Below are 25258 nucleotides of genomic sequence, written 5' to 3'. Positions count from 1 at the left end.
GCTGACACACCGCATTCGCGAGCAAGCCCGCTCCCACATAAGCCCACTCCTAACACAGCTTTTCATGCATCAGTTGAATCGTCGGGCTTCGTCGTATCCTTGCGCGGCCGCCCGCCCTTCTTGCCATTGGCGCGGGCAGCGGCGGCTTTGGCGGCGCTGCTCTTGCGACCGTTGCGCGAAGCCACCAGGCTGGCGGCCAGGTCCATCAGGGGCTGGCTCGTGGCGATCAGGCCGGTGATGGACACGTCCAGGTCCCGGGGTTCACAGCACAGTGCCTTGCCGCCGAAACCGACCTCCAACCGCTGGAAGTCTTCCATCGAAAACCCCTCGAACTCGGGAAGGCCCGCAACGGGCAGCGAGATCCGGCTGCCGTCGCTGAAGCCGATGGAAATACTCTTGTCTTCGTAGCGCACCGAGCTGGCTCGGGCATACAAATGCCTTGTCTTGCGCCCACGGGCTATCGCTTTATCGATGTCGGCCTCGGTAAGCGGCACGTAGGGCCGGACTTTGGCTTTTACGACCTTCACAAATTTATCTTCACCCATACCGGGACCCTCACTAGACTCAAAATTGTCTGTTGCTGCACAACATCGTGCCAAGCGCTTGCGATTACATGAACACCCGGCCGGATGACCAATCCAGGTACCACCTCATCCGCCCCCAGGTCCCAGGAATGGTTCTCCAGGCAGACCGTTTGAATTTTCTCCCACCAAATCCTTCGCGCCCGCGCCAGATAATGCCGCTGCCTCAGCGCCTGGCAAATCCCCAGCAGAACGGCACCGGGCGGCCGACGTCGTTCAGGGTCCACATCCCACAACTCCACGCCGTCATCCAGAAAGCTGAAACGAAAACGCGCATCCCAGCCCGTGCCCCTTACATGCACATGCGGCGGGCAGTGCTCATCCCTGAGAAACACTGAAATTACACATCCCTTGTAAGTGCCTATTCGCATCGTAACCCATCCGTTAGGTTATTTTCCGCCCGGTAACAATTTCACCCCATGCCACCCGACAACCGGCTCCAAAATCCTGGCGCTGTTTCTCAGACTAGTGACCGCCAACGAAGCGTCGAATGCCGTGTTGTTACCGCGCATAACCGTTCGGTAATCGAACATATCCTTCGCCGTCGATTGACCAAATTAACCATTCAGTACATTTTACCTCCACAACTAACAATAACTGTGGAGACCCTCCCATGCCGCCTATCGTGCTGGTGCTCAACGGCCCCAACCTCAACCTGCTCGGCACCCGCGAGCCGGCGACCTACGGGCATGAAACCCTGGCTGACGTGGCCGCTTTGTGCGGTCGCAGCGCTGACAAGCTCGGGCTGAAAATCGAATTTCGCCAGACCAACCACGAAGGCGAACTGCTCGACTGGATTCACGGCGCCCGTGCCCGTTGCGCCGGTATCGTGATCAACCCGGCCGCGTGGACCCACACCTCCGTCGCCATCCGTGACGCGCTGGTGGCCAGTGAAGTGCCGGTGATCGAAGTGCATTTATCCAACGTGCATGCACGCGAGGCCTTTCGTCATCACTCCTTTGTGTCGCCCATCGCCAAGGCCGTACTCGCAGGATTTGGCAGTCATGGCTACCACCTGGCCCTGGAACACTTCAGCCAGATCTTGAAAGGATCAGCCCGATGAAACCGCGCATCCTCGCCGGCCTGATCGGCTCCGGCATCCAGGCTTCCCGCACCCCGGCTTTGCATGAACAGGAAGGCGACGCCAGAGGCCTGCGCTACCTGTATCGCTTGATCGACCTGGACCCGCTGCGATTGACCGTCGATGCCCTGCCCGACCTGCTCGACGCTGCCGAGTTGATGCAGTTCACCGGCCTGAACATTACTTACCCGTGCAAGCAGGCGATCCTGCCGCTGCTCGATGATTTGTCCGACGAGGCCCGGGGGATTGGCGCGGTCAATACCGTGGTGTTCAAGGACGGCAAACGTATCGGCCATAACACCGACTGCCTGGGCTTCGCCGAAGGGTTTCGACGCAACCTGAGTGATGTGCTGCGCCAGCGCGTCGTACAAATGGGTGCAGGCGGCGCAGGCGCGGCAGTGGCCCACGCGCTATTGGCCGAAGGCGTTGAACGCCTGAGCATCTTTGACCTGGACAGCAGCCGCGCCCAGGACTTGGTGGACAACCTCGCCCTGCGTTTCGGCAGCGGTCGCGCCCAGGTCGGCCGCCATCTGGAAAACGCCATGGCCGAGGCGGATGGGGTGGTGAACACCACGCCGATGGGCATGGCCAAGCTGCCCGGCACTCCGGTTCCTGCGGCCCTGCTGCGGGCCGAACTGTGGGTGGCCGAGATCGTGTATTTCCCGCTGGAAACCGAACTGCTGCGCGACGCCCGCGCCTTGGGTTGCCGCACGCTGGATGGCGGCAATATGGCGGTGTTCCAGGCGGTGAAGGCGTTTGAGTTGTTCAGTGGCGAAGTGCCGGATGCGCAGCGGATGCTGGCGCACTTTCAGGCCATGAATATCTAACAGGCGAAACAAATTCAAATATGGAGCCGCTTTTGTGGGAGCGGGCTTGCTCGCGAATGCGCAGTGTCAGCCAAAGGTTTTCTGACTGATCCACCGTATTCGCGAGCAAGCCCGCTCCCACACAAGCCCGCTCCCACATTCAGGTTGCATTCCACTCGAAGAGTCGCGTAAGCGTCAGGCTTGCAGGTAGCGCATCACCGACTCACAGATCATCTCCCGATGTCGCTGCTTGATGGCCTCATCCGACAGCTCAATCTGAAAAATCTCACTGAATGTATGGCGGTTGGACACCCGGTAAAAGCTGAATGAGTTGATCAGCAGATGCACATCCAACGGCTCCAGCCCCTCACGAAACAAACCCAGCTCCGCGCCCCGGCGCAAGGTCGTGCCCAGCGCTTCGAGGATGTTGCTGTTCATCGCCTTGATCGACTCCGAGCGCTTCACGTATTCGGCATTGTGGATATTTTCGATGCTGACGATGCGCACGAAATCCACGTTCTGATCGTGGTGATCAAAGGTAAATTCCACCAGCCGGCGGATCGCTTCGCGCGGTTCCAGGGCAGTGAGGTTCATGCGGGTTTCGGTGTTGCGGATGTCGCCGTAGAGCTTCTCCAGTACCTCGACGTACAGCTGCTCCTTGCTGCCGAAGTAGTAATAGATCATGCGCTTGGAGGTGTGGATGCGCTCGGCGATGGCGTCCACGCGCGCGCCAGACAGGCCTTGCTGGACAAACTCGACGATCGCTTCCTGCAGGATGTTTTCGCGGGTCTTTTCCGGGTTGTTCTTACGACTCTTGCGCGGCGCTTCGGACGCAGCGGAGAGGTCGGGAGTCAGGGTCATGGTGCGCTCACGGCCGTTTTTATTGTGCAGGCGCCGATTATGGGCTGCGGCGCTCCCCGAAGGAAGCACCGCACCACCGCTCACAACCGCGCTTGGCGTACCGCACCGCTGCGGGACTTGGCCATGGCCGCCAGACGTACCGCCACGTTGGCCGCGCCGTAACCGGCATAGCCGTTCTTGCGCTGGATGATCTCGAAGAAAAACCGCCCTTCGAACGGTTCGGTGTACACGTGAAACAGCTCACCGCCGTTGGCGTCGCGGTCGTACAACACGTTGTAGTACGCCAGCTCGCTGAGGAACTCATCGTCAAAATCAAACCGTGCCGCGAGGTCGTCGTAATAGTTGAGCGGGATGTCCAGCAGCGGCACGCCCGCGTCTTTGGCCCGGCGCACCTCGGCAAAAATGTCCGCGCAGTCGAAGGCAATGTGGTGCACACCTGAGCCGCGATAGCTCGATAGCGCGTGGGAAATTGCGGTATTGCGGTTCTCGGAAATGTTCAGCGGCAAACGAATCGAACTGCAGCGGCTGCGCAGGGCGCGGCTCTTCACCAGGCCATAGGGGTCGGGCAGCACCACTTCGTCGTCGGCCTCGAAATCCAACAGGCTCTTGTAGAACAACACCCAACTGTCGAGGCTGTCGGCCGGCAGCGCCATCGCCATATGGTCGATACGCAACAGGCCGCCACTGGCAGCCGGCGCGGCTTGCAGGTTGAAGTCGGTGTCGTACAGCGTGCCTTCGCTGGGGTCCACCAGGTAGATCAGGCTGCCATCCGGCGCACGCACGGCGGCCAGCTCAAGCTCGTTGGGCCCGACCAGCCCGCGATAGGGCTGGCCCTTGTAGGCCACCGCCCGCTCCAGGGCCTTGGCGCTGTCCTTGACCCGCAGCGCGGTGGCGCACAACGACGGGCCATGGGCCTCGAAAAAGTTGTGGGCGAAGGAATAGGGTTCGCAGTTGAGGATCAGGTTGATGTCGCCCTGGCGCAACAGGCTCACGCTCTTGGAGCGGTGCTGGCCGGCCTTGACGAAGCCGAGGCGTTCCAGCCAGTGGGTCAGCTTGGCGCCGAGGCTTTCATCCACGGCAAATTCGAGGAATTCGATGCCGTCGTACTCGCTGGCAGCCGGGGTATCGAACAGGATCTGCACGGGTTGCGCCGGTGCTTGCTGCTTCAGGCGCTCGCGGGTTTTCTCCTCCAGGTACAGCAAGGAGCGCAGGCCATCCGCTGCATTGGCGCGGGTCGGCGCGGCGCGGAAACCGTCGTTGAAAATTTCCAGGGACAGCGGCCCGGTGTAGCCACTCTTGATGATCGGCGCAAGAAAGCCCGCCAGGTCAAATTCGCCTTGCCCCGGGAAGCAGCGGAAATGCCGGCTCCACTCCAGCACGTCCATGGCCAGGATCGGCGCGTCGGCCATTTGCACAAAGAAGATCTTGTCGCCGGGGATCTGCGCGATGGCGCTCGGGTCGCCCTTGAGTGACAGGGTGTGGAAGCTGTCGAGCAGCACGCCGAGGGCCGGGTGATCGACCTGGCGCACCAGGTTCCACACCTGCTGCCAGGTGTTCACATGCTTGCCCCAGGCCAGCGCTTCATAACCGATGCGCAAGCCACGGCGGCCGGCATGTTCGGCCAACAGGTGCAGATCGTCGAGCAAAATGCGTTCATCGCCGACGCAATCGGCGGAGGCGTTGCTGCACACCAGCACCAGGTCAGTGCCCAGTTCCTGCATCAGGTCGAACTTGCGCTCGGCACGCTCCAGGTTGCGGGCCAGACGGTCGCGGCGGCAGCCTTCAAAGTCGCGGAACGGCTGGAACAGGGTGATGGCGATACCGAGGTCGGCACACATCTGCCTGACTTCGCGGGGGCTGCCGTCGTAATACAACAAGTCGTTTTCGAAAATCTCGACGCCATCAAACCCGGCGGCGGCAATCGCTTCGAGTTTTTCCGGCAGGGTGCCGCTCAAGGAAACGGTGGCAATGGAACGTTGCATGGGGCGACTCCCGGCAATTATTGTTTGCGCCAAATTATTCGCCCCCAGTCTACCCACAGCAATTAAAATGTACGAACCAGTTAGTTTTTGGTGCGATTATCGAACACTATGCCCGTTTACCGAATTGACGATTTTTTAGCCGCTGCGCACCATCAACGACGCAACCTGACCCAGAACACACCATAAAAATTTCAAAAAACGGGTACGACCTCATGCCTCTGCAAAACTCCGCCCTGGCCTCGCGCTCCGGCACCCCGCACGCCGGCATCGGCGACAAGATCCGCGGCGCCCTGGCCGTGGGTAAAACTCGCTGGGGCATGTTGGCCCTGGTGTTCTTTGCCACCACCCTGAACTACATCGACCGCGCCGCCCTGGGCGTGATGCAACCGATCCTCGCCAAGGAAATGAGCTGGACGGCGATGGACTACGCCAACATCAACTTCTGGTTCCAGGTTGGCTACGCCGTCGGCTTTGTGCTGCAAGGCCGCCTGATCGACCGCGTCGGTGTGAAACGCGTGTTCTTCTTCGCCGTACTGCTGTGGAGCCTGGCGACTGGTGCCCACGGCCTGGCCACCTCGGCGGTGGGTTTCATGGTCTGCCGCTTTATCCTCGGGCTGACCGAAGCCGCCAACTACCCGGCCTGCGTCAAGACCACACGCTTGTGGTTCCCCGCCGGTGAACGTGCGGTGGCCACCGGCATCTTCAACGCCGGCACCAACGTCGGCGCGATGATGACGCCGATGCTGCTGCCGCTGATCCTGCACGTGTGGGGCTGGCAGGCGGCATTCCTGTGCATGGCCTCGCTCGGCGCGATCTGGCTGGTGTTCTGGGGCTTGAAGTACTACAACCCGGAAGACCATCCGAGCGTCAAACAATCCGAACTGGACTACGTGCAACGGGAAGTCGAACCCGAACAACCGGGTGTGCCGTTCAGCCGCATCCTGCGCATGCGCGGCACCTGGGCCTTCGCCATTGCCTACGCGCTGACCGCGCCGGTGTTCTGGTTCTACCTGTATTGGTTGCCGCCGTTCCTGAACCAGCAATACAACCTGGGCATCAACGTGACCCAGATGGGTATCCCGCTGATCATCATCTACCTGACAGCCGACTTCGGCAGTGTGGGTGGGGGGATTCTGTCGTCGTTCCTGATCGGCCGTGGTATGAACTCGATCAAGGCGCGCTTGCTGTCGATGTTGCTGTTCGCCTGCTGCATCGTCGGCGTGATCATGGCGGCCGGTTCCAGCCAGCTGTGGGTCGCAGTGTTTGCCATCTCCCTGGCCATCGGTGCGCACCAGGCCTGGACCGCCAACATCTGGAGCCTGGTGATGGACTACACACCCAAGCACATGATGAGCACGGTGTTCGGCTTCGGCGGGATGTGTGCGGCCATCGGCGGCATGTTCATGACCCAGATCGTCGGCCATATCCTCACCGTGACCAACAACAACTACACCGTGTTGTTCACCCTGATCCCGGCGATGTACTTCATTGCGCTGACCTGGATGTACTTCATGGCGCCGCGCAAGATCCCTACCGTAGACGTCTGATCTACCTGCGCCGCTGCTGCCAGGCAGCGGCCAACCCGCTCATGCAGATCACCCCGATGCCGACCACCGTGGTCAAGTCGGGGGTATGGTTGAATACCAGCCAGCCCAACAACCCCGCAAACACGATCTGGCAATAGCCGAACGGTGCCAGCAACGCCGGTGCCGCGAAGCGGAACGCCTGGGTCAACATCAAGTGCGCAGTCATCCCACAGGTGCCCAGCGCCAGCATCAACACGCCATGCCACAGCGTCGGGACCTGCCAGAAGAACGGCACCATCGCACTCATCACCAAGGTGTTGCACAGGCCGGCGAAGAAGTTGCTGGTGGTCGGGCTGTCGTATTGGCTCAGGATGCGCGTGAGCAGTTGGTAGAAGCAGAAGAACAACGCCGAACACAGCGGCAGCAGCACCGCCGGGGTGAACAGTTCGCCACCGGGGTGGATGATGATCAGCACGCCGACAAACCCGCAGATCACCGCCAGCCACTGGCCGCGCGTAACGTGCTCACCGAGCAGCGGCACCGACAGCGCTGTCACCAGGATCGGTGCAAGGAAGTTCACTGCCGTGGCTTCCGCCAGGGGGATGTAATGCAGCGCCGTGGTAAAGAACAGGCTGGTACCCAGCAGGCACAACGCCCGCACCACCTGCATTCCCGGCCGTTTGCTGCGCAGTACGCGCAAGCCCGATTGCGGCAGGAAAATCCCGGCCATCAACAGGGTATGCACCAGATAGCGCGCCCAGACCACCATCACGATCGGGTAGAACCCGGCCAGGTATTTGGACAAGGCGTCGTGGCTGGAAAACAGGAAAGTCGCCACCACAATCAGCAAGATGCCTTTGAAAGGATGGTTGACGCCGGAGAGGGGAGTACTGACGGTCATTGAGTTCTCTTGCATGACAGGCTGAACGCGGGCTGCTCAACCCGGTAATCTAGCAGCCGGGCTTGCGTCTGCCCCAAGAGCATAACCAAACACTGTGCGAACAGCGCACTAAATCATGGGATTCGAGTCCAACCTCGCACGATCGCCCACGCATTGCACACTTTTTATCCAAGGCCTGCCGCTATGAAAAAAGCCCTGTTTGTTCTCTCTGCCGTCGCCCTGCTCGCCGCTTGCGGCCAGGAAGCCAAGGACGCGCCCAAACCGGCGCCCGCCTCCGTGCAAGCGACCCTGGTGCCGGCCACCCCGCCCACCGACCAGTGGGTCGGCAAGTGGGTCGGCGTCGAAGGCCTGTACCTGACCATCGCCAAGGACGACAGCGTCGGCCGCGGGCATTACCTCATCACCATGCAATACGGCCTCGACGCCGGCGACTCCGGCACCTTCAAAGGTGAAGCCGCCGAAGACGGCATCGCCTTCACCCGCCCGGACGGCCCGCAATTGCTGCGCGCCGGCGACGGTGCCGCCACTGGCCTCAAGTGGCTGGCAGATAAAAAGGACTGCCTAGTCGTGGCGAGTGGCGAAGGCTACTGCCGCCAATAACGTCCATACTCCAACGAACTTGCCACAGTTAAGTTTCAACTTATAAAAGGCTTATCGAGAGGATTGCCCCCATGCTATGGAAAAAAGGCCGACGCAGCGACAACGTGGTGGACGCCCGCGATGACAGTGGCGGCGGCGGTGGCGGCATGCGCTTTGGTGGCGGCAAGGGCCTGAGCCTGACCGCGATTGTGCTGATCGTCGGCATCGGCTGGTTGACCGGCCAGGACCCGTTGCAGATCCTCGGCCAACTCACCGGGCAGATGGAGCAGGCGCCGTCGGTCAGCACCCAGACGCGCCAGGCGCCGGCGGCCAATGACGAACAGGCCGACTTTGTCCGCGCCGTGCTCGGCGATACCGAAGACACCTGGGCCCAGGTGTTCCAGGAAAACGGCCTGACCTACAAGAACCCGAAACTGATCCTGTTCCGTGGCCGGGTGAATTCGGCCTGCGGTGGCGCCACCTCGGCCAGCGGCCCGTTCTATTGCCCGGCCGACCAGCAGGTCTACCTGGACCTGGATTTCTTCCGCGAAATGTCGCAACGCTTCCAGGCCGCCGGCGACTTCGCCCAGGCCTACGTGATCGCCCACGAAGTCGGGCACCACGTGCAGACGTTGCTCGGCATCTCGGCCAAGATCCAGACGGCCCGCCAACAAGGCCGGCAGATGCAGGGCGACGGCGGCCTGCTGGTGCGCCAGGAACTGCAAGCCGACTGCTTCGCCGGCGTGTGGGCCAACCGTGCGCAAAAACGCTTGAACTGGCTGGAGCCCGGCGACATCGACGAAGCCCTGAACGCCGCCAACGCCATCGGCGACGACCGTTTGCAGCAACAGGGCCAAGGCCGCGTAGTACCGGACTCGTTCACCCACGGCACCTCGGCGCAACGCGTGCGCTGGTTCAAGACCGGCTTCGCCCAGGGCCAGATCACTCAATGCGATACCTTTTCCGCCAAGAGTCTCTAAATGAATAAACGACTGGCATTGCTGCTGGGTCTGTTCGTCAGCTGTTCAACGTTCGCCGCTGGGCACGACATCAAGGACAGCGACCTCGATCGTTTCCCACTCAAGGCCGGGGATCTCAGCCTGGGCTTGAGCCAGGACTGGCGCCAGCCGCTGCCAAACGTCACCCGCGCGCTGATCATCGTGCATGGCCGCCTGCGCGATGCCGCGGCCTATCTGCAAAGTGGCGAGCAGGCCGCCGAGAATGCCGGGCAAGCCACCCACACCCTGGTGATTGCACCGCGCTTTCTGACGGAGGCGGATGCGCGGAACGAGCATCTGGACAAGCGGATACTGCGCTGGACCGACAACGGCTGGATGGCCGGCGAACCGTCCACCGGCCCGGGCCCGATCAGTTCCTATGGCGCCCTCGACCAGATCATCAAGCACCTGGGCAACCGCAAGCTGTTCCCAGCGCTCAAGGAAATCGTGGTGGCCGGGCACTCCGGCGGTGGGCAAGTGATACAGCGTTTTGCCCTCACCAGCCACGATCATCCCAAGCTGCAAAGCGAAGGCATCGGCCTGCGGTATGTGGTGGCGAATCCTTCGTCCTACGCCTACTTCAGCCCACAGCGGCCGGTGCCGTTCGATGCCGCCAGTTGCCCAGGCTTCAACGACTGGAAATACGGCATGCAGAACCTGCCGGCCTATGCCAAAGGCCGCAGCGTCGAACAGCTGGAGCAGGCTTACGTGTCACGTGACGTCACGTACCTGCTGGGCCAGCAGGACATCGACCCGAAGCATCACGCGCTGGATATAGGCTGCGAGGCACAAACCCAGGGCGCGTATCGGTTGATTCGTGGGCACAATTATTTCGACTACCTCAAGCAGCGGCATCCGCAGTTGCGTCATACGCTGGTGGAAGTGCCCGGTGTCGGGCATAACGGCGATGGGATGTTTACGTCGCCGCAGGGGCAGAAGGTGTTGTTCACGCAATAAAACTGTGGGAGCGGGCTTGCCCGCGAAAGCGGTGGGTCAGTCGATCGATGTATAGCTGACACACCGTATTCGCGAGCAAGCCCGCTCCCACACGAGCCAGCTCCCACAGTTGATCTTCATTGTCTGTGTTAGATCATCCGGCGCAAGGCCGCGCAGTCCTCGGCATGCCAATCGGCAAGTTCCGGCCACGGGTTCTGCGCCAGGTTGACCAACACCGTCCGCGCCCCCGCCGCCCGACCGCACTCCAGGTCAAAGCGATAATCGCCGACCATCACCATTGTGCTCGGCGCCACATCCCACGCCGCCGCCAGTTTCAGCAAGCCATCCGGGTCCGGCTTGGGCTGCGCATCATCACGCCCCAATACGTCCTCGACGGCAAAGCAGTCCGCCAAACCAATCGCCTCCAGGGTGATGTGCGCCAGTTCCCGCGCATTGCGGGTCAGGATGCCCAGGCGATAACCGCGCCCGGCCAGTTCACGCACCAGTTCCACTGCGCCCTCGGCCGCGACCGAACCCAGGGCCAGCTCGCGCTCATGTTCCAGCAACCACCCATGCTTGGCCGCTGCGAGGTCCTTGGGCAGGGCAGCCAGGTGCGTGAGGATGTCGTCCTGCGCAGGAATCTCCAGCGCCTGGCGGATCGCCGCAAAGTCATGCACGGCCACCGTCAGGGTGCCGTCCATGTCGAACACCCAGTGCTTGATGTGCGACAGGCTCACGTCCAATCCTTGCGATGGCGGATCAAGCCTTCCTGCGTTACCGAAGCCACCAATTGCCCCGCGCGGTTGTACACGCTACCACGGGAGAACCCACGGGAATTGCCGGCCCACGGGCTGTCCATGGCGTAGAGCAACCAGTCATCGGCGCGCAGGTCGGCGTGGAACCACAGCGCGTGGTCGAGGCTGGCGACCTGCATGTCTTTCTGCCACACGGTCTTGCCATGGGGCAGCAACGAGGTGGTCAGCAAGCCGAAGTCCGAGGCGTAGGCCAGCAGGTATTTGTGCAGCGCAGGCGTGTCGGCCAACGCGCCGTCGGCACGAAACCACACGTACTTGACCGGGTCGGACGGCTGCGGGTTGAACGGGTCTTTTTCGGTGACCGGGCGCACTTCGATCGGCTTGGGGCACAGCAGCTTGTCGCGCATATGCTCGGGGATCAGGTGCGCGCGTTGCTGGGTCAGCTCCAGCTCCGACGGCAGGTTTTCCGGGCCGACCACCACGGGCATGGTGCTCTGGTGTGCGAAGCCCTCTTCGTCGTACTGGAACGAGGCGCTGCAGGTGAAGATCGGGTTGCCCTTCTGGATCGCGGTGACCCGGCGCGTGCTGAAACTGCCGCCATCGCGCACACGGTCGACCGAATACACAACCGGCAATGCTGCATCACCGGGACGCAGGAAATAGCCGTGCAATGAGTGCACATGCCGCGCTTCTTCTACGGTCTGGCTGGCCGCCGACAGCGACTGGCCGAGCACCTGGCCGCCGAACAGTTGACGAAAACCCAGGTCCTGGCTGCGGCCGCGAAAGAGGTTTTCCTCGATCGGCTCCAGGGTCAGCAAGTCCACCAGATCTTCCAATACTTGGCTCATAGAGCAACTCCTACAATCTATGGGGCATTCCGGTCTGCTTATCCGTGCAGCGTGTCCAACCATTGGGCGCGGGTGATGCGGTACAACACATGATGGCGCAGCGGGTCATCGGCTGCGACCTTGGGGTGTGCAAAATCTGCCAGGGGATCGTAATGCATACCGATGGCCTGCATGACTTTTTGTGATGGCATGTTGGCTTCGGTGGTAAAGGCGACGACTTCATCCAGCTGCAAGCGATCGAAGCCGCAGCGCAACGCCGTCCACGCCGCTTCGCTGGCGTAGCCCAGGCCCCAATGTTCGCGGGCCAGGCGCCAGCCGATTTCCACCGCCGGGGTGAAGGCGGCGTCAAAGCTGACATGCTGCAAGCCGGTCAAGCCGATGAACTCGCCGCTGTCCTTGCGCTGCAAGGCCCACAGGCCGAAGCCATATTCGGCGAAGTGGCCACGAATGCGGCCGATCAATGCGGCGCTTTCCAGGTGGCTCAGCCTGGCCGGGAAATAGCGCATCACCTGTGGGTCGGCGCACATGCGCGCAAACTCCGGCAGGTCGCTGTCGCGCCATTGGCGCAGCACCAGGCGCGCACTTTCCAGTTCGAGTATCGGCTCCATGGGTCCCCTCCCTTGCCATGTGCGTGAGTGTACAACGCGGGTAAGATCCGTCGCAGGTTCCCGTCAGATAATCCCATGCCTTTACCACTGATCTACCACGATGATTACAGCCCCGAGTTCCCGGCGGACCACCGCTTCCCCATGGACAAGTTCCGCCTGTTGCGTGACCACTTGGTGTCCAGCGGGTTGACCGAGGACAGCCAACTGCTGCGCCCGCAACTGTGCCCACCCGAGATCCTGGCGCTGGCCCATGACCCCGGCTACATCGAACGCTACATGGGCGGTGAACTGTCCCGCGAAGACCAGCGCCGCCTCGGCCTGCCGTGGAACGAAGCCCTGGCGCGGCGTACCGTGCGGGCGGTGGGCGGCTCGATCCTCGCTGCCGAACAGGCGCTGGAACACGGGCTCGCCTGCCACCTGGCGGGCGGCACGCACCACGCCCACTACGATTACCCGGCGGGCTTTTGCATCTTCAACGACCTGGCGGTGATCAGCCATTACCTGCTCGCCAGCGGCCGGGTCAATCGCGTGCTGATCTTCGACTGCGACGTGCACCAGGGCGACGGCACCGCACGCATCCTCCATGACACACCGGAGGCCATCACCGTGTCGCTGCACTGCGAAAAGAACTTCCCCGCACGCAAGGCCCAGAGCGACTGGGACATCCCGCTGCCCATGGGCATGGGCGACGGCGACTACCTCAAGGTGGTGGACGATGCGCTCAATTACCTGCTGCCGCTCTACCAGCCGGACCTGGTGCTGTACGACGCCGGCGTCGACGTGCACAAGGACGACGCCCTCGGCTACCTCAAGCTGACAGACCAAGGCGTCGCCGCCCGCGATGAAAGCGTGATGCGCCACTGCCTGGGCCGCGACATCCCGGTGATGGGCGTGATCGGCGGCGGCTACAGCAAGGACCGCCCTGCCCTGGCCCGCCGCCACGGCATCCTGCACCACAGCGCACAACGGGTGTGGACGTCATCAGGTTGTCATTGAGTTGTGCGCGTTACCCACAATGCCTGTGGAACGGCCTGTGGATAACTTGAGCGTAAGCACCTAAGAGTCAATATCTGTAAGGCCTGTAGGAAGCTGTACATTTTTTGATCAGGCGTTTGCGCTGTCCTCGGGTAGAATGCTCGGCCTGTTTATCCGACCGTAGCCCTCGCCATGCCCCAGACCGCACCCCAACACGTCACCATCATCGGCGGCGGCCCCGCCGGGCTGATGGCCGCCGAAGTCTTGAGCCAGGCGGGGCTGCGCGTGGACCTGTACGACGGCATGCCGTCGGTGGGGCGCAAATTCCTGCTGGCCGGTGTTGGCGGCATGAACATCACCCACTCCGAAGCCTACCCGGCGTTTCTGTCGCGCTACGCCGAACGAGCGCCGTACATCGCCCCGCTGCTGCGTGGGTTTGGCGCCGAAGCATTGTGCGAATGGATACATGGGTTGGGTATCGAAACCTTTGTCGGCACCTCCGGCCGGGTGTTTCCTACCGACATGAAAGCCGCCCCCCTACTGCGCGCCTGGCTCAAGCGCCTGCGCGACCAGGGCGTGGTTATCCACACCCGGCACCGTTGGACCGGCTGGAATGCCCACGGCGATTTACTTATCCACAGTCCCGACGGCGAAAAAACCGTGCGCGGCGATGCGGTACTGTTGGCCCTCGGCGGTGGCAGTTGGTCGCGCCTGGGTTCCGACGGTACGTGGCTCAAGCTGCTGGAAGGCAAAGGCGTGCCCTGTGCCCCGCTGCAAGCGAGCAACTGCGGCTTCGAGGTGTCAGCCTGGAGCGAGTTGATGGTCAGCAAATTCGCCGGTGCGCCGTTGAAAAACGTCGCCATCGGCTTGGGCGACGACAAACCCCGGCTGGGGGAATGTGTGATCACCGCCGCCGGTATCGAAGGCAGTTTGATCTACGCGTTGTCGGCGCCGATTCGCGAGGCGATCAATACAACCGGTTCGGCCACCGTGAATATCGACCTGTTGCCGAGCAAGCCTGTGGATAAGGTTCAAGCTGCATTGGCCAAGCCCCGTGGTTCGCGCTCGATGAGCAAACACTTGCACAGCCAGTTGGGGCTGGATGGCGTGAAAGCGGCGTTATTACGCGAGTTGGCGCCCGCCGAACACTTCAACGATCCGGCGCAGCTGGCCGCCGCCATCAAGGCCCTGCCGCTGACCCTGGTGAAAACCCGGCCGATGGACGAAGCGATCAGCACCGCCGGCGGCGTGCCGTTCGAAGCGCTGGATGAGCGCTTGATGCTCAAGCAATTGCCAGGCGTATTTTGTGCCGGAGAGATGCTGGACTGGGAAGCGCCGACGGGCGGGTATTTGCTGACGGGGTGTTTTGCCAGCGGGCGAGCGGCTGGGCGGGGGATGGTGGAGTGGCTTAAACGCTGAGATTTGTGGCGGACTCAAGGCCGCTTTCGCGAGCAAGCCCGCTCCCACACTTGACCGAGTTCCAACATGAGAATGCAGTCAAAATGTGGGAGCGGGCTTGCTCGCGAAGGGGCCATCAGCCACAGCGCAAAATCACTTCTTCTTACGCGGCCCGGTATTAAACACAGGTACCTTGCGCACCGGCTTGATCGAAGGCTCGGCCGGCGCCGCGTCACCACTGTCCACCCACTTGCCCAGGTTGCGCTTGCCGCCACCACCGGAAGTTTTAGGTTTCTTCGGCTTTTTCGGTTTCTTCACCACCTGGCCGCTGGCATCGGTGTCCGGCACACGGTGCTCCGGTTCAAAGTCCGGCTCCATCTTGCGGGTCAACGTCTGACGCGTGAGCATCTCGATGGCCGACAGCATGTTCACTTCATCGGCACACACCAGGGAAATCGCCTCGCCGGTGTTGCCCGCACGCCCGGTGCGGCCGATGCGGTGGATGTAGTCCTCGGCCACGATCGGCAGGTCGAAATTGACCACCAGCGGCAGGTCTTCGATATCCAGGCCACGGGCTGCCACGTCGGTGGCCACCAGGATCTGCACTTCGCTGGCCTTGAAGCGGTCCAGCGCACGTTGGCGCGTGGCTTGGGGTTTGTCGCCGTGGATGCCATCGGCGTTGATGCCCAGGCCCTGCAATTTATCCACCAGCGCGTCCACGCCGTTACGGGTCTTGGCGAACACCAGCACCTGTTTCCAGCGACCCTTGCGCATCAAGTGCACAAACAACTCCGGCTTGCGCTTCTTGTCCACCGGCACAACCCACTGCTTCACGGTGTTGGCGGCAACGTTGCGCGGGCTGACTTCGATGCTTAGCGGGTCGTTGAGCATCTGCCCGGCGAGCAGGCGGATATCATCGGAGAAGGTCGCGGAGAACAGCAGCGTCTGGCGCTTTTTCGGCAGCATGCGGTAGATGTTCGCCAGCTCTTCCGAGAAGCCCAGGTCGAGCATGCGGTCGGCTTCGTCCAGCACCAGGGTTTGCAGCTGATTAAGCTTCAGCGCGTTCTGGCGGAACAGGTCGATCAGGCGGCCAGGGGTGGCGACCAGGATGTCGACGCCCTTGCGCAGCTTCATCATCTGCGGGTTGATGCTCACACCGCCGTACACCGCGTAGGTGGTCAGCGGCAGATTTTGCGCATATTCGGCGACGCTGGCGTGCACCTGCTCGGCCAGCTCGCGGGTCGGGCACAGGATCAGTGCACGCGCCGAGTTGGCGGCGACTTTCGGCCCTTCCATGGTCAGCAGTTGCAGCAGCGGCAGGGCGAAACCGGCGGTCTTGCCGGTGCCGGTCTGAGCCGCAGCCATCAGGTCGCGACCGGCCAATACCGCCGGAATGGCTTGCGCCTGCACCGGCGTCGGGGTCTGGTAGCCGAGCGTCTCAAGGGCGCGCAGCAAGGGTTCGATCAGGCCAAGGGAGGCGAAAGTCATGTAGTTACCGTAGGAAAATTCAGCGCAAGCACGCAATGCGCCGCAGTTTACCTTATTTCCGGCTTGGGCTTGCGCCACTGGGGCAGGCTGATCAGCAGGACGGCACTGATGATTACCAGCATCGCCAGGGCTTCCTCCATGCCGATGGTCTCGCCGACGAACACAATCCCGAGCAACACCGCCACCGCCGGGTTCACATAGGCATAACTGGTCGCCGCTGCCGGACGGACGTGCTTGAGCAGGTACATATAGGCGTTGAAGGCGATGATCGAGCCGAACACGGCCAGGTACGCCAGGGCCAGCCAGCCTTCGACGGGAGGCATGGCGTGCAGGCGTTCGCCGGTGAGTGCGCTGCCGATCAGCAGCGTTACGCCCGCCACCAACATCTCCGCCGCACTGGCCATCGCGCCCTGGGGCAGCGGCAAGCGCCGGCTCCACACCGAACCGAACGCCCACGAAGCGGCGGCAAACAGCAGCAACGCAGCGCCCATCGGGCTCGATTGCAAGGTGCTGCCCATATTGAGCATGGCGATACCGGCAATCCCCAGGATCACTCCCGCCCATTCCAGACGGGTATTACGCGCACCCCAGAAATATCCACAGAGCAAAGTAAACAACGGCACCGTCGCCACCGCCAGCGCGGCCACCCCGGACGACACCCCGGAATGCTCGGCCAACGTCACCGCGCCGTTGCCGAAGGTCAGCAGCAAAATGCCGATCTTCGCGCACGCCTTCCACTGCTCCCACGTCGGCGCCGGCACCCCGCGCCAGCGCAGAAAGCCATACATCACCGCCCCCGCCGCCAAAAAGCGAATGCCGCCGAGCATCAGTGGCGGCCAGTACTCCACGCCGATGCGGATCACCAGGTAGGTGGAACCCCAAATCACATACAACGCAAAAAAGGCAGCGATCAACGGTAAGGGAAAGCGACGTGGGCCAGGCATTGGGTGGCTCTATGGCAGGAGATGGGATGCTTATTCTAAAAAGGCAGGCCCTTAAACTTAAGTTACAAAACCTGTTTAAACCGCCCATACACTTTTCAAAGCATGGTTGTGAGGGCTATAACCCATGCTTTCGAAAGCCACCCAGCATTGGAGCCTTATCATGGACAAATACGACCGCATGCTCCTCAGCGCCCTGCTCGCCGACGGCCGTGCGTCCTACGCGCAACTGGCGCGCACAGTAAACCTCTCGGCACCGGCCGTGGCTGAACGGGTGGCCAAGTTGGAGGCCAGTGGGGTGATCACGGGGTATCAGGCCAAGGTGGATCTGTCCAAGGTCGGCTTGCCGATTCAGTGTGTGATTGAACTGCGGTTGACCAACCACGGCAGCCAGAAGGTGTACGACGCCCTGGCGGAAATCCCCGAGCTGACGGAGTGCCACCGGGTGACGGGCGACCCGTGCGTGATCATGCAGGCGGCGGTGGGCTCGATGCCGGAGTTGGAGAACCTGATCAACCGGGTAGCGAAGTTCGGGTTCAGCAAGACGTCGATTATTTTGTCCAGCGCGATAGAGCGGCGGGTGCCGTTGGCGCAGTTGGAGGTGAGAAATGGTGGGTAAGGTCGTCAATCTCAGCCATCCGGTCAGCCCGCGTATTCCACTGTGGCCGGGGGACCCGCCGGTGGAATTCGAAGACGTCGCTTCGTTGGACAAGGATGGCTATTTTTTGCGCCGCTTCAGCATGGGTGAACACAGCGCCACCCATATGAATGCGCCGAATAGCTTCTTCGCTGATGGGATGGGGATCGAGGGTTACCAGGCGCAAGACTTGGTACGGCCAGCGGTGGTGATCGATGTGCGCGCCCAGGCCCAAAGCAATCCAGACTACGCAATCAGCCCTGCGGATATTGAAGCGTGGGAGTGCCAGCATGGGCTCATCGAAGCCGGTTCCGTCGTGCTGATGTACACCGGCTGGCAGCATCTTTGGAATGATCCGACAGCGTTTATCGGCCAAGACGCACAAGGCTCGCACTTTCCCGGGATTGGCGAAGCGGCAATTGGTTTTTTACTGGAACAGCGTCAGATTGCCGGGGTGGGCATCGATACCCACGGGGTTGATCCGGGGCAGAGCAGCACGTTTGCGACGAACCGAGCGGTGTTGGCGGGGAATGGGATTGTGTTGGAGTGTTTGACCAACCTGGACCGTCTGCCGCCCAAAGGCGCCACGCTGGTGATTGGGGTATTGGCGCTTGAGGGCGGATCGGGATCGCCAGCAGCTGCAATGGCGATCATCTCCTGAAAACACCGCCCTCCCACATTTTGAACTGCTGCGTGACTGCCGGGACAGTCATCAAGGCAGTGAGCGCTCAACAATCAAATCGATAATTTGGCTGAGAGTGGTGATGTGATTCCAATCCTCCTGAGTCGCTTTCAGCTTGAACTGCCACTTGATCTGCATGATGAAACAAGTGAGGTCGTCATCGATGATTTCAAAGTCATGGATGAAATCCGTTTGCTCCGATACTTGACTACGGTCGATGAATCCAATGACGTCGACGAACAGCTGAATGACCTTCTCGCTGATCTCCGTCCGGGTCAGATTACTTTCCATTTCTTGCCTCATAGGCACACTTACCAATACTGATTAGATCAAAGACAGCCAACCCTGCGGCGATGAGGCAGATGGATGAAGAGGAAGTAAAGAAGGGTCTTAGGCAACTAGAGGATTAAGCCTACTGACGATTCAGATCCGGACCTCAAAGTGCTGAATTTTCAATGGCCAGCAAGACCTATCTCTTTCATTTGAGGGATGTTTCCTAGAGAATTCCACGGCCTTGTTTCCGTCGGATCGGGTAGCTAGTCTCGCTCAGTCATCGAACACTTGATGATGGGACGTGCAAGTCCGACCAAACAAAAGCCGCTCAGATGCCTTACTTCTTCGTTGCTCAGTTTTTGATACGCAGCATCGATATTTTTATGGCAGCCGTGCGCGGGAGATCCTCGGATCTGCTGGGTTTACCTTTTGTCCCGGTCTTGCACACCCGCGTACTGCTGCCACCCTCATTTGCGTGCAAGCGAATGATGCAGCTCCTTACAACACAAAAGGAGTTTCACCATGGTCAAAGTAACCCCCGACCCACCCAGCTTTCTCAGCGAAGACGCCCTACTCCACCGCCGAGCCATCGACTACTACCTCAAAGCGTCCGCCCCGGATGCGCCGAACTTCATTCTGAATGACAACCTGAGCTTCGAAGACGCCCTCGCCCATGCGGCGGATTTGCTGCATTGCGCGGTAGAGACAGCACACTCATCGGCAGAATCAATGAATGTGCAGCAGCGGGCAGTGATGCATTTGGTGGAGATGGCGAAGGTGGTCGTGGATCAGACGCTGGACTGCACACAGTCTCGATGAACGACACATGACCCCTGTGGGAGCGGGCTTGCCCGCGAAGGCGGTGTGTCAGTCAATATTTCCGGCGACTGATCCACCGCTTTCGCGAGCAAGCCCGCTCCCACACAAGCCCGTTCCCACATTTGGATCTTTGGGGTTCTTGGGATTGTGGTGAGGTTAGAGCGCGCGATGTTTTTTGAGGTGTTCGGTGATTTTTGCCGCCGGGACTTTCTGCAAGCTGCAAAGCAGGTCGTGGGACAGTTCGCGCAAACCATGCGTACCGCGCAGTTCCTGCGCCAGGTGCGCCGTAAGGTTGGCCGCCATTTCCGCATCCGCCATCGCCCGGTGAGCCTTGCCGGTGTGGGGCAACTGGGCGAACGCATTCAGGGTGCCGAGTTTGTGGTTCGGCGCCGAGGGCATCAAGCGCCGCGCCAGCAGCAGCGAGCAGGCAAACTTCTGCAGGCGGGTGCGGCGGATCAGGCCCAGCTCGAAGTCCCAGAACTTCTGGTCGAACGCGGCGTTGTGCGCCAGCAGCGGGGTGGTGCCGACGAACTCGTTGACCTCGTTCATCACCCGCTCGGCCGGCGGCGCGCTGCGCAGCATGGCGTTGCTGATGCCGGTGAGTTGTTCGATGAACGCGGGCACGTGCACGCCGGTTTTCATCAGGCTCTGGTAGCGGTCCACGATCTGACCACGCTCAAGGATGACCACGGCGATTTCCGTGGCGCGGCACTGGCTGCTCGGGCTGATGCCGGTGGTTTCAAAGTCGATGACCGCTATACGTTCCAAACCTGTTCCAACTCCGTTCCACAATTTATTTGAGCAGCAGCGCGCCTTCGATCGGCACGTAGCGGCTGGCCGCACGTATCAACGAATTGGCGGTCAGCCCCGGCACGCCGTAGGCCACGGCTTCGACGCCATGCTTGTTGATGATGCGTTCGAGCAGCATGTCGAAGTCACCGTCACCGGAAGCCAGCACGATTTCGTCGACGTGGTCCGCGGCGTCCATGATGTCGAGGGTGATGCCCACGTCCCAGTCGCCCTTGGCCGAGCCGTCGCTGCGCTGGATGTACGGCTTGAGTTTTACCGTGAAGCCCAGGTTGCGCAGGATCTGCTGGAACTGCTGCTGCTTGCTGTCGCCACGGTCGATGGCATAGGCGTACGCCTCGACGATCTGCCCGCGGGCGCTGATGTCAGCCCACAGGGCGGCGTAGTTGAAGTGGCAGCCATACGCTTGGCGCACGGTGTAGTAGAGGTTTTGTACATCGGCGAACACTGCAATTTTCTTCACCGCACTTCCCCATGACAGCCACTTGGATGCCGGACGCGCACGTCCGCAAAGGCGCCAGTATGCCAGCCACGGGGAAGTTTCCGAGAAAAATCAGCCCGGCGCGACAAAGCGCACCGGGCTTGGGAGCATCAGACGAAGGAATCGTCGTCGCCGAAGGAGGAGGAATCGTCGGAATAATCGCTGTCGGCAAAGCTGTCCGAATTGTTGCTGCCCCAGTTGTCGTTGCCGGCAAACTTCTGGTCGTCATTGCCCCAGCCACCTTGATCGCTGGCCGGTGCCGGTTGCTCGATGATTTCTTCCACCACCTGCGGCTGCTGGTTGTGATGGAACAGGCTGCTGATGCCTTCCGCCAGCAACACACCGCCGGCCACGCCAGCGGCGGTTTTCATCGCACCACCAAGGAAACCGCTGCCAATCGGGGCGGCGGCAGCAGGAGGCTGTTGATAACTTTGTTGCGGCGCAGGCGCCTGGTTGAACGACGGCCGCGCCGGTTCACGCCAGCCGCCCGTAGACGCAGGAGCGCTCTGGGCCGGTTGCTGCTCACGGGAACCGCCACCGCCAAAGATGCTCGACAGAAAACCACCGCTGCTCGGCGCTGGCTGGGCCGATTGGGATTTGGCTTGTTGCAACTCTTCCTGCAACTGCTGGATCTGTTGCGCCTGTTGCTTGTTCTGCGCGTCGAGGCTCTTGAGCGCGTGTTCCTGCACCAGGATCGACTGGGTCATGTAGTACCCGGCCGCCGGTTGGCGCGTCATATGCTCCTTGATCCGCGCTTCGGCCAGGGCGTCGCGGGGGGCTGAGTCCGTTTCGGCTTGTTGCAACCGTGAAAACAGTCCATCGATCAGGGTTTGCTCTTCGCTGTTCATGGCGACCTCGTTAGATTGCCGGTAGAAATCGTGGTCCCGCCTGGAGTCAGGCTGAGGTACATGCTAGTTATGGGGGTGTTACGAGTTGTTTCAATGGTCTTTACTCAAGGTTTACGTTTGCTTACGTCCGGTCACGATCGGTTAAAGTGTTGCCCTTGCTTTCAGGCCTGCGATGAACTTGATGAATCCGTTAGATGTACTGCGCGACTCCCTCCGCTTCACTCAACGCAACCTGGGCGCCATCGTCCAGCTGTGCCTGCCGTTGGTGATTCTCGAAGCCTTGCTGCAACAAGTGCTCAACCACGTGGTGGGCCCCGATGCCTTCCCCGGTTTCAGCGTGGTGGTGGGGTTGTTGGTGTACCCGCTGTACACCGGCGCGTTGATCCTGTTTCTCGACGCCCGCACCCGAGGCGAATCGCCGCGCACCAAGGATGTGTGGGCCATGGCCCTGACCCTGTGGCCACGTTTCGCGCTGCTGACGGCCATCAGCACCTTGCTGATCCTGCTCGGGTTGTCGTTGTACTTCCTGCCGGGCCTGTGGCTGATGGTGGTGCTGGCCTTTGCCGAATACCTGCTGGTGCTGCGCGGCATGACGGCGCTGGAAGCGATCAAGGAGAGTTTTCGCCTGACCCGCGGGCACTTCTGGCGAATCCTCGTGTGCCTGCTGTGCGTGATGACGCCGCTGTGGCTACTCAAGGGCGCCAGTGTCGCGGCCTATCCAGAGCCCGCGCCGTTGCTGGGGCTGGTGATGGACAGCGCCCACAGCTTCCTGCAACTGTTCACCAGCGTGGTGCTGTTCCGTTTATTCATGCTGATCGGTGGCGATGCCGACGCGCGGTGATATGCTCCTGGCACCTCTGAAACGCCATAAGCCGAGCCGATGACCCGTTTATTGCGCATCACCTTACTGGGCCTGCTGATTCTCGCAGGCTTGCTCACCGCCCTGATCCACAGCCTGACCTGGCGCCCCGCCGACAAGGAAATCCTGCCCGTCAGCTGCGTGGCGCCGCGTGCGCCGACCCTGTTGCCGGGGCAGGCGCTCAAGGTCATGACCTGGAACGTGCAATACCTGGCCGGCAAGAACTACGTGTTCTGGTACGACACCGCCGACGGCAGCGGCCCCGATGAGCGCCCGACCGTCGAAGACATGGCCTTCAGCCTGGACGAAGTGGCGCGGGTGATCCGCGACGAGCAGCCCGACTTGCTGCTGTTGCAGGAGCTCGACGAAAACGCCAAGCCTTCCCACTACCAGGACCAACTGGCCCTGTTGCAAGAGCGTCTGGTCGACCTCTACCCGTGCAGCGCCCAGGCCTTCGACTGGAAAGCCGATTTTGTCCCCGACCTGCACATTTTCGGCAGCGTCGGCCGCAAGCTGGCGACCCTGAGCCGCTACCAGATCGAACACGCCGAGCGCCTGCAATTGCCCGCGCCCGAGGCGAACATCTTCAGCCGCCAGTTCCAACCCAAACCGGCCCTGCTGCTGACCTACCTGCCCCTGAGCGACGGCGGCCAACTGGCGGTGCTCAATACCCGCCTGGACGGCGATGCGCCTGGGCGCAGTGCGGTGCAAGAGCAGGTCCAGGCCACGGTCAAACTGCTGGATAAATTCGAAGGCCGTGGCACGCCCTGGCTGATCGGCGGGGATTTCAACCTGCTGCCCCTGGGCCAATTCCTGCGCCTGGACGCCAGCAAACGCGGGCAATATTCGCCGGACAGTGAGCTGCACCTGCTGTGGGACAAATACCCGATGATCCCAAGCAACAGCCAATCCAGCGGCATCGACCGTGAGAAATGGCTGACGAACTTCCCCAACGACCCCAGCCTCGACGGCCCGGATCGCACCCTCGACTACCTGTTCTACAGCCCGCGCCTTAAGCGTGTAGAAGCCAGGGTGCGCCAGGACGACACCCTGCGCATCTCCAACCACCTGCCCGTGATCGCCCGCTTCCTGCTCCCCACCTTGTAGTGAGCGGGCTCGCCCCGCGCCGGGTGGCGCAGCCGCCCCAATCCCATGCACCTCGGTCTCGCTGAAACACCGCGGCGGACCATTTGGGGCGGCTGCGCCACCCGGCGCGGGGCAAGCCCGCTCACTACATTGTCCTTTTTAAGGGGACAATAAATCTCGAATCAGCCTAATTGTCTCTCACTCGACTAGGCCGTAAATTTCCTCCCAAGCCAGCACGCAGACAGCCAGAGGCGCTGAAGCGGCCTTCCAATTCCAATACTTCAAGTGAGCCCAAACGACATGAGCACCCTCAACAAAGCCCTGACCGCTACCCTCCTCGCCCTGTCCATCGGCAGCGCTTTTGCCGCCGAAACCGCGGTGCCCGAGCACCAGACCCAGGCGTTCCTCAACGCCCTCGCCGCCGGCGGCGGTCGCCCGCTGGAGCAGCTGAGCCCCAAGGATGCACGGGCCGTGCTGACGGGTGCGCAGAACTCGGTGAAGGTCGACATGTCGGGCATTCAGGTCAGCGACAAGACCATCCAGGCCGACGGCCAGCGCATCAAGCTGACCATCGTGCGCCCTGCCAACGTCAAGGGTGAATTGCCGGTGTTCATGTACTTCCACGGCGGCGGCTGGGTGCTGGGCGACTACCCGACCCACGCCCGCCTGATTCGTGACCTGGTGGTGGGCTCCGGCGCCGTCGCGGTGTATGTGGACTACACGCCGTCGCCGGAAGCGCACTACCCGACCGCGATCAACCAGGCCTACGCCGCAACCCGCTGGGTCGCCGAGCACGGCAAAGAGATCAACGTCGATGGCACGCGCCTGGCGGTGGCCGGCAACAGCGTCGGCGGCAACATGGCGGCGGTGGTGGCGCTCAAGGCCAAGGAACAGCACTCGCCGACACTGCGCTTCCAGCTGCTGCTGTGGCCGGTGACCGACGCCAGCTTCGACACAGCGTCATACCAGCAGTACGCCGAAGGCCACTTTCTCACCAAGAACATGATGAATTGGTTCTGGGACAGCTACACCACTGACGCCAAGCAACGCGCCGAGATCTACGCTTCGCCGTTGCGCGCCACCCCGGCACAGCTGACGGGCCTGCCACCGGCGCTGATCCAAACCGCCGGGCTGGACGTGTTGCGCGATGAAGGCGAGGCCTACGCCCGCAAGCTGAACGCGGCGGGTGTGGATGTGACGGCGGTGCGCTACAACGGGATGATCCATGACTACGGCTTGCTCAACCCACTGAGCACTGTCCCGCAAGTCAAAGCGGCGATGCGTCAGGCCGCAGGTGAACTGAAAGCCCACCTCAACTGATCCAAACACCGTCCTGTAGTGAGCGGGCTTGCCCCGCGCTGGGTGGCGAAGCCGCCCCAATCCCATGGCACCTCGGTCTCCCTGAAACACCGCGGCGGACCATTTGGGGCGGCTTCGCCCCCCAGCGCGGGTGTAGAACCGTAGACATCCTTTACATCTGAAACCGGGGACATCGTTTACAC

28 protein-coding genes are annotated in these 25258 nt (G+C 61.7%); 14 read left to right on the top strand and 14 right to left on the bottom strand.

Annotated features, from left to right (window positions below; translation table 11 throughout):
• Window positions 1–62: 62 nt before the first annotated feature.
• A complete protein-coding gene (locus OPU96_RS12430) occupies window positions 63–527 on the bottom strand; it encodes a DUF2442 domain-containing protein (protein WP_498559173.1) in 465 nt (154 codons plus the stop codon).
• Window positions 524–952, bottom strand: a complete 429-nt coding sequence (locus OPU96_RS12425; RefSeq protein WP_498559139.1) for a DUF4160 domain-containing protein — start codon at window positions 950–952, stop codon at window positions 524–526. The genes OPU96_RS12430 and OPU96_RS12425 overlap by 4 nt, the downstream gene beginning before the upstream one ends.
• A gap of 242 nt (window positions 953–1194) precedes the next feature.
• Between OPU96_RS12425 and aroQ the strand changes: the two genes are divergently transcribed.
• On the top strand, window positions 1195–1644 hold the full coding sequence (aroQ, locus tag OPU96_RS12420) for a type II 3-dehydroquinate dehydratase (RefSeq protein ID WP_192298986.1): 450 nt from the start codon (window positions 1195–1197) through the stop codon (window positions 1642–1644).
• Window positions 1641–2489 carry a shikimate dehydrogenase gene (locus OPU96_RS12415; protein WP_498559138.1) on the top strand — a complete coding sequence of 283 codons (849 nt, stop codon included), beginning with the start codon at window positions 1641–1643 and terminating at the stop codon, window positions 2487–2489. Before aroQ ends, OPU96_RS12415 begins: the two co-directional genes overlap by 4 nt.
• A 174-nt stretch (window positions 2490–2663) precedes the next feature.
• Here OPU96_RS12415 and OPU96_RS12410 read toward each other — a convergent pair whose 3' ends face one another.
• Window positions 2664–3329 (bottom strand): TetR/AcrR family transcriptional regulator, encoded by a 666-nt coding sequence (locus OPU96_RS12410; RefSeq protein WP_226455776.1) that lies wholly within the window; start codon window positions 3327–3329, stop codon window positions 2664–2666.
• A gap of 80 nt (window positions 3330–3409) precedes the next feature.
• The gene (gene quiC / locus OPU96_RS12405; RefSeq protein WP_192298989.1) at window positions 3410–5311 is read right to left on the bottom strand and encodes a 3-dehydroshikimate dehydratase QuiC; all 1902 of its coding nucleotides are present in this window, start codon (window positions 5309–5311) and stop codon (window positions 3410–3412) included.
• A gap of 212 nt (window positions 5312–5523) precedes the next feature.
• Between quiC and OPU96_RS12400 the strand changes: the two genes are divergently transcribed.
• Window positions 5524–6858 (top strand): MFS transporter, encoded by a 1335-nt coding sequence (locus OPU96_RS12400; RefSeq protein ID WP_192298990.1) that lies wholly within the window; start codon window positions 5524–5526, stop codon window positions 6856–6858.
• A gap of 1 nt (window position 6859) precedes the next feature.
• On the opposite strand, the gene OPU96_RS12395 is transcribed toward OPU96_RS12400, so the two are convergent.
• Window positions 6860–7738, bottom strand: coding sequence for a DMT family transporter (locus OPU96_RS12395; RefSeq protein WP_192298991.1), 879 nt, complete (start codon window positions 7736–7738; stop codon window positions 6860–6862).
• 183 nt (window positions 7739–7921) lie between these two features.
• On the opposite strand from OPU96_RS12395, the gene OPU96_RS12390 reads away from it, so the two are divergent.
• From OPU96_RS12390 to OPU96_RS12380, 3 genes are all read left to right on the top strand, one after another.
• Window positions 7922–8338, top strand: a complete 417-nt coding sequence (locus tag OPU96_RS12390) for a hypothetical protein (RefSeq protein ID WP_226455777.1) — start codon at window positions 7922–7924, stop codon at window positions 8336–8338.
• A 71-nt stretch (window positions 8339–8409) separates the two neighbouring features.
• Window positions 8410–9297 (top strand): KPN_02809 family neutral zinc metallopeptidase, encoded by an 888-nt coding sequence (gene ypfJ / locus OPU96_RS12385; RefSeq protein ID WP_226455778.1) that lies wholly within the window; start codon window positions 8410–8412, stop codon window positions 9295–9297.
• Window positions 9298–10272: an alpha/beta hydrolase gene (locus OPU96_RS12380; protein ID WP_498559137.1), complete on the top strand. Its 975-nt coding sequence runs from the start codon at window positions 9298–9300 to the stop codon at window positions 10270–10272.
• Between the two features lie 128 nt (window positions 10273–10400).
• Here OPU96_RS12380 and OPU96_RS12375 read toward each other — a convergent pair whose 3' ends face one another.
• From OPU96_RS12375 to OPU96_RS12365, 3 genes are read right to left on the bottom strand one after another with little or no spacing between them, the layout of a single operon-like run.
• Window positions 10401–10988, bottom strand: coding sequence for an HAD family hydrolase (locus OPU96_RS12375; protein WP_226455780.1), 588 nt, complete (start codon window positions 10986–10988; stop codon window positions 10401–10403).
• Complete coding sequence (tesB, locus tag OPU96_RS12370) at window positions 10985–11854, bottom strand: acyl-CoA thioesterase II (RefSeq protein WP_192298996.1); 870 nt, start codon at window positions 11852–11854, stop codon at window positions 10985–10987. The genes OPU96_RS12375 and tesB overlap by 4 nt, the downstream gene beginning before the upstream one ends.
• A 38-nt stretch (window positions 11855–11892) precedes the next feature.
• Window positions 11893–12462 (bottom strand): GNAT family N-acetyltransferase, encoded by a 570-nt coding sequence (locus tag OPU96_RS12365; RefSeq protein WP_192298997.1) that lies wholly within the window; start codon window positions 12460–12462, stop codon window positions 11893–11895.
• 75 nt (window positions 12463–12537) lie between these two features.
• Between OPU96_RS12365 and OPU96_RS12360 the strand changes: the two genes are divergently transcribed.
• Both OPU96_RS12360 and OPU96_RS12355 read left to right on the top strand, forming a co-directional pair.
• Window positions 12538–13458, top strand: coding sequence for a histone deacetylase family protein (locus OPU96_RS12360; RefSeq protein ID WP_226455783.1), 921 nt, complete (start codon window positions 12538–12540; stop codon window positions 13456–13458).
• A 171-nt stretch (window positions 13459–13629) separates the two neighbouring features.
• A complete protein-coding gene (locus OPU96_RS12355) occupies window positions 13630–14856 on the top strand; it encodes a TIGR03862 family flavoprotein (RefSeq protein WP_226455784.1) in 1227 nt (408 codons plus the stop codon).
• A gap of 132 nt (window positions 14857–14988) precedes the next feature.
• Here the strand turns inward: OPU96_RS12355 and rhlE1 are convergent, their stop codons facing one another.
• Together rhlE1 and yedA are read right to left on the bottom strand one after the other, a co-directional pair.
• Window positions 14989–16323: an RNA helicase RhlE1 gene (gene rhlE1 / locus OPU96_RS12350; protein ID WP_226455785.1), complete on the bottom strand. Its 1335-nt coding sequence runs from the start codon at window positions 16321–16323 to the stop codon at window positions 14989–14991.
• A 47-nt stretch (window positions 16324–16370) separates the two neighbouring features.
• The gene (yedA, locus tag OPU96_RS12345) at window positions 16371–17267 is read right to left on the bottom strand and encodes a drug/metabolite exporter YedA (protein WP_226455786.1); all 897 of its coding nucleotides are present in this window, start codon (window positions 17265–17267) and stop codon (window positions 16371–16373) included.
• 160 nt (window positions 17268–17427) lie between these two features.
• Between yedA and OPU96_RS12340 the strand changes: the two genes are divergently transcribed.
• Both OPU96_RS12340 and OPU96_RS12335 read left to right on the top strand, forming a co-directional pair.
• Window positions 17428–17883 carry an Lrp/AsnC family transcriptional regulator gene (locus OPU96_RS12340; protein ID WP_498559136.1) on the top strand — a complete coding sequence of 152 codons (456 nt, stop codon included), beginning with the start codon at window positions 17428–17430 and terminating at the stop codon, window positions 17881–17883.
• Window positions 17873–18562, top strand: a complete 690-nt coding sequence (locus OPU96_RS12335) for a cyclase family protein (protein WP_498559135.1) — start codon at window positions 17873–17875, stop codon at window positions 18560–18562. Before OPU96_RS12340 ends, OPU96_RS12335 begins: the two co-directional genes overlap by 11 nt.
• A gap of 51 nt (window positions 18563–18613) precedes the next feature.
• On the opposite strand, the gene OPU96_RS12330 is transcribed toward OPU96_RS12335, so the two are convergent.
• Entirely contained in the window at window positions 18614–18874 is a 261-nt protein-coding gene (locus OPU96_RS12330; RefSeq protein ID WP_498559134.1) for an acyl carrier protein, read from the bottom strand.
• A gap of 504 nt (window positions 18875–19378) precedes the next feature.
• Here OPU96_RS12330 and OPU96_RS12325 point away from each other — a divergent pair.
• Window positions 19379–19675 (top strand): DUF6124 family protein, encoded by a 297-nt coding sequence (locus tag OPU96_RS12325; RefSeq protein WP_226455788.1) that lies wholly within the window; start codon window positions 19379–19381, stop codon window positions 19673–19675.
• A 156-nt stretch (window positions 19676–19831) separates the two neighbouring features.
• On the opposite strand, the gene OPU96_RS12320 is transcribed toward OPU96_RS12325, so the two are convergent.
• The 3 genes from OPU96_RS12320 to OPU96_RS12310 form a co-directional block, all read right to left on the bottom strand.
• Entirely contained in the window at window positions 19832–20443 is a 612-nt protein-coding gene (locus tag OPU96_RS12320; protein ID WP_226455789.1) for a 3'-5' exonuclease, read from the bottom strand.
• 25 nt (window positions 20444–20468) lie between these two features.
• Window positions 20469–20945: a LabA-like NYN domain-containing protein gene (locus OPU96_RS12315; RefSeq protein WP_192299005.1), complete on the bottom strand. Its 477-nt coding sequence runs from the start codon at window positions 20943–20945 to the stop codon at window positions 20469–20471.
• A 128-nt stretch (window positions 20946–21073) separates the two neighbouring features.
• Window positions 21074–21811: a DUF2076 domain-containing protein gene (locus tag OPU96_RS12310; protein WP_226455790.1), complete on the bottom strand. Its 738-nt coding sequence runs from the start codon at window positions 21809–21811 to the stop codon at window positions 21074–21076.
• 181 nt (window positions 21812–21992) lie between these two features.
• Between OPU96_RS12310 and OPU96_RS12305 the strand changes: the two genes are divergently transcribed.
• From OPU96_RS12305 to OPU96_RS12295, 3 genes are all read left to right on the top strand, one after another.
• Complete coding sequence (locus tag OPU96_RS12305; protein ID WP_192299007.1) at window positions 21993–22652, top strand: YciC family protein; 660 nt, start codon at window positions 21993–21995, stop codon at window positions 22650–22652.
• A 39-nt stretch (window positions 22653–22691) separates the two neighbouring features.
• Window positions 22692–23777 carry an endonuclease/exonuclease/phosphatase family protein gene (locus OPU96_RS12300; RefSeq protein WP_498559133.1) on the top strand — a complete coding sequence of 362 codons (1086 nt, stop codon included), beginning with the start codon at window positions 22692–22694 and terminating at the stop codon, window positions 23775–23777.
• Window positions 23778–24056: 279 nt separating this feature from the next.
• Window positions 24057–25076 (top strand): alpha/beta hydrolase, encoded by a 1020-nt coding sequence (locus OPU96_RS12295; RefSeq protein WP_498559132.1) that lies wholly within the window; start codon window positions 24057–24059, stop codon window positions 25074–25076.
• Window positions 25077–25258 lie beyond the last annotated feature (182 nt).

This window comes from Pseudomonas sp. RP-B7 (assembly GCF_059803535.1).
Note: the sequence above shows the minus strand (reverse complement) of the source record. Positions and strands in the feature narration are given on the sequence as shown.

Bases quoted from the DNA above. Each gene is read 5' to 3' on its own strand.
- OPU96_RS12425 (WP_498559139.1), bottom strand. From the start codon at position 952: ATGCGAATAGGCACTTACAAGGGATGTGTAATTTCAGTGTTTCTCAGG.
- aroQ (WP_192298986.1), top strand. From the start codon at position 1,195: ATGCCGCCTATCGTGCTGGTGCTCAACGGCCCCAACCTCAACCTGCTC.
- OPU96_RS12415 (WP_498559138.1), top strand. From the start codon at position 1,641: ATGAAACCGCGCATCCTCGCCGGCCTGATCGGCTCCGGCATCCAGGCT.
- OPU96_RS12410 (WP_226455776.1), bottom strand. From the start codon at position 3,329: ATGACCCTGACTCCCGACCTCTCCGCTGCGTCCGAAGCGCCGCGCAAG.
- quiC (WP_192298989.1), bottom strand. From the start codon at position 5,311: ATGCAACGTTCCATTGCCACCGTTTCCTTGAGCGGCACCCTGCCGGAA.
- OPU96_RS12400 (WP_192298990.1), top strand. From the start codon at position 5,524: ATGCCTCTGCAAAACTCCGCCCTGGCCTCGCGCTCCGGCACCCCGCAC.
- OPU96_RS12395 (WP_192298991.1), bottom strand. From the start codon at position 7,738: ATGACCGTCAGTACTCCCCTCTCCGGCGTCAACCATCCTTTCAAAGGC.
- OPU96_RS12390 (WP_226455777.1), top strand. From the start codon at position 7,922: ATGAAAAAAGCCCTGTTTGTTCTCTCTGCCGTCGCCCTGCTCGCCGCT.
- ypfJ (WP_226455778.1), top strand. From the start codon at position 8,410: ATGCTATGGAAAAAAGGCCGACGCAGCGACAACGTGGTGGACGCCCGC.
- OPU96_RS12380 (WP_498559137.1), top strand. From the start codon at position 9,298: ATGAATAAACGACTGGCATTGCTGCTGGGTCTGTTCGTCAGCTGTTCA.
- tesB (WP_192298996.1), bottom strand. From the start codon at position 11,854: ATGAGCCAAGTATTGGAAGATCTGGTGGACTTGCTGACCCTGGAGCCG.
- OPU96_RS12365 (WP_192298997.1), bottom strand. From the start codon at position 12,462: ATGGAGCCGATACTCGAACTGGAAAGTGCGCGCCTGGTGCTGCGCCAA.
- OPU96_RS12360 (WP_226455783.1), top strand. From the start codon at position 12,538: ATGCCTTTACCACTGATCTACCACGATGATTACAGCCCCGAGTTCCCG.
- OPU96_RS12355 (WP_226455784.1), top strand. From the start codon at position 13,630: ATGCCCCAGACCGCACCCCAACACGTCACCATCATCGGCGGCGGCCCC.
- rhlE1 (WP_226455785.1), bottom strand. From the start codon at position 16,323: ATGACTTTCGCCTCCCTTGGCCTGATCGAACCCTTGCTGCGCGCCCTT.
- yedA (WP_226455786.1), bottom strand. From the start codon at position 17,267: ATGCCTGGCCCACGTCGCTTTCCCTTACCGTTGATCGCTGCCTTTTTT.
- OPU96_RS12340 (WP_498559136.1), top strand. From the start codon at position 17,428: ATGGACAAATACGACCGCATGCTCCTCAGCGCCCTGCTCGCCGACGGC.
- OPU96_RS12335 (WP_498559135.1), top strand. From the start codon at position 17,873: ATGGTGGGTAAGGTCGTCAATCTCAGCCATCCGGTCAGCCCGCGTATT.
- OPU96_RS12330 (WP_498559134.1), bottom strand. From the start codon at position 18,874: ATGGAAAGTAATCTGACCCGGACGGAGATCAGCGAGAAGGTCATTCAG.
- OPU96_RS12325 (WP_226455788.1), top strand. From the start codon at position 19,379: ATGGTCAAAGTAACCCCCGACCCACCCAGCTTTCTCAGCGAAGACGCC.
- OPU96_RS12310 (WP_226455790.1), bottom strand. From the start codon at position 21,811: ATGAACAGCGAAGAGCAAACCCTGATCGATGGACTGTTTTCACGGTTG.
- OPU96_RS12305 (WP_192299007.1), top strand. From the start codon at position 21,993: ATGAATCCGTTAGATGTACTGCGCGACTCCCTCCGCTTCACTCAACGC.
- OPU96_RS12300 (WP_498559133.1), top strand. From the start codon at position 22,692: ATGACCCGTTTATTGCGCATCACCTTACTGGGCCTGCTGATTCTCGCA.
- OPU96_RS12295 (WP_498559132.1), top strand. From the start codon at position 24,057: ATGAGCACCCTCAACAAAGCCCTGACCGCTACCCTCCTCGCCCTGTCC.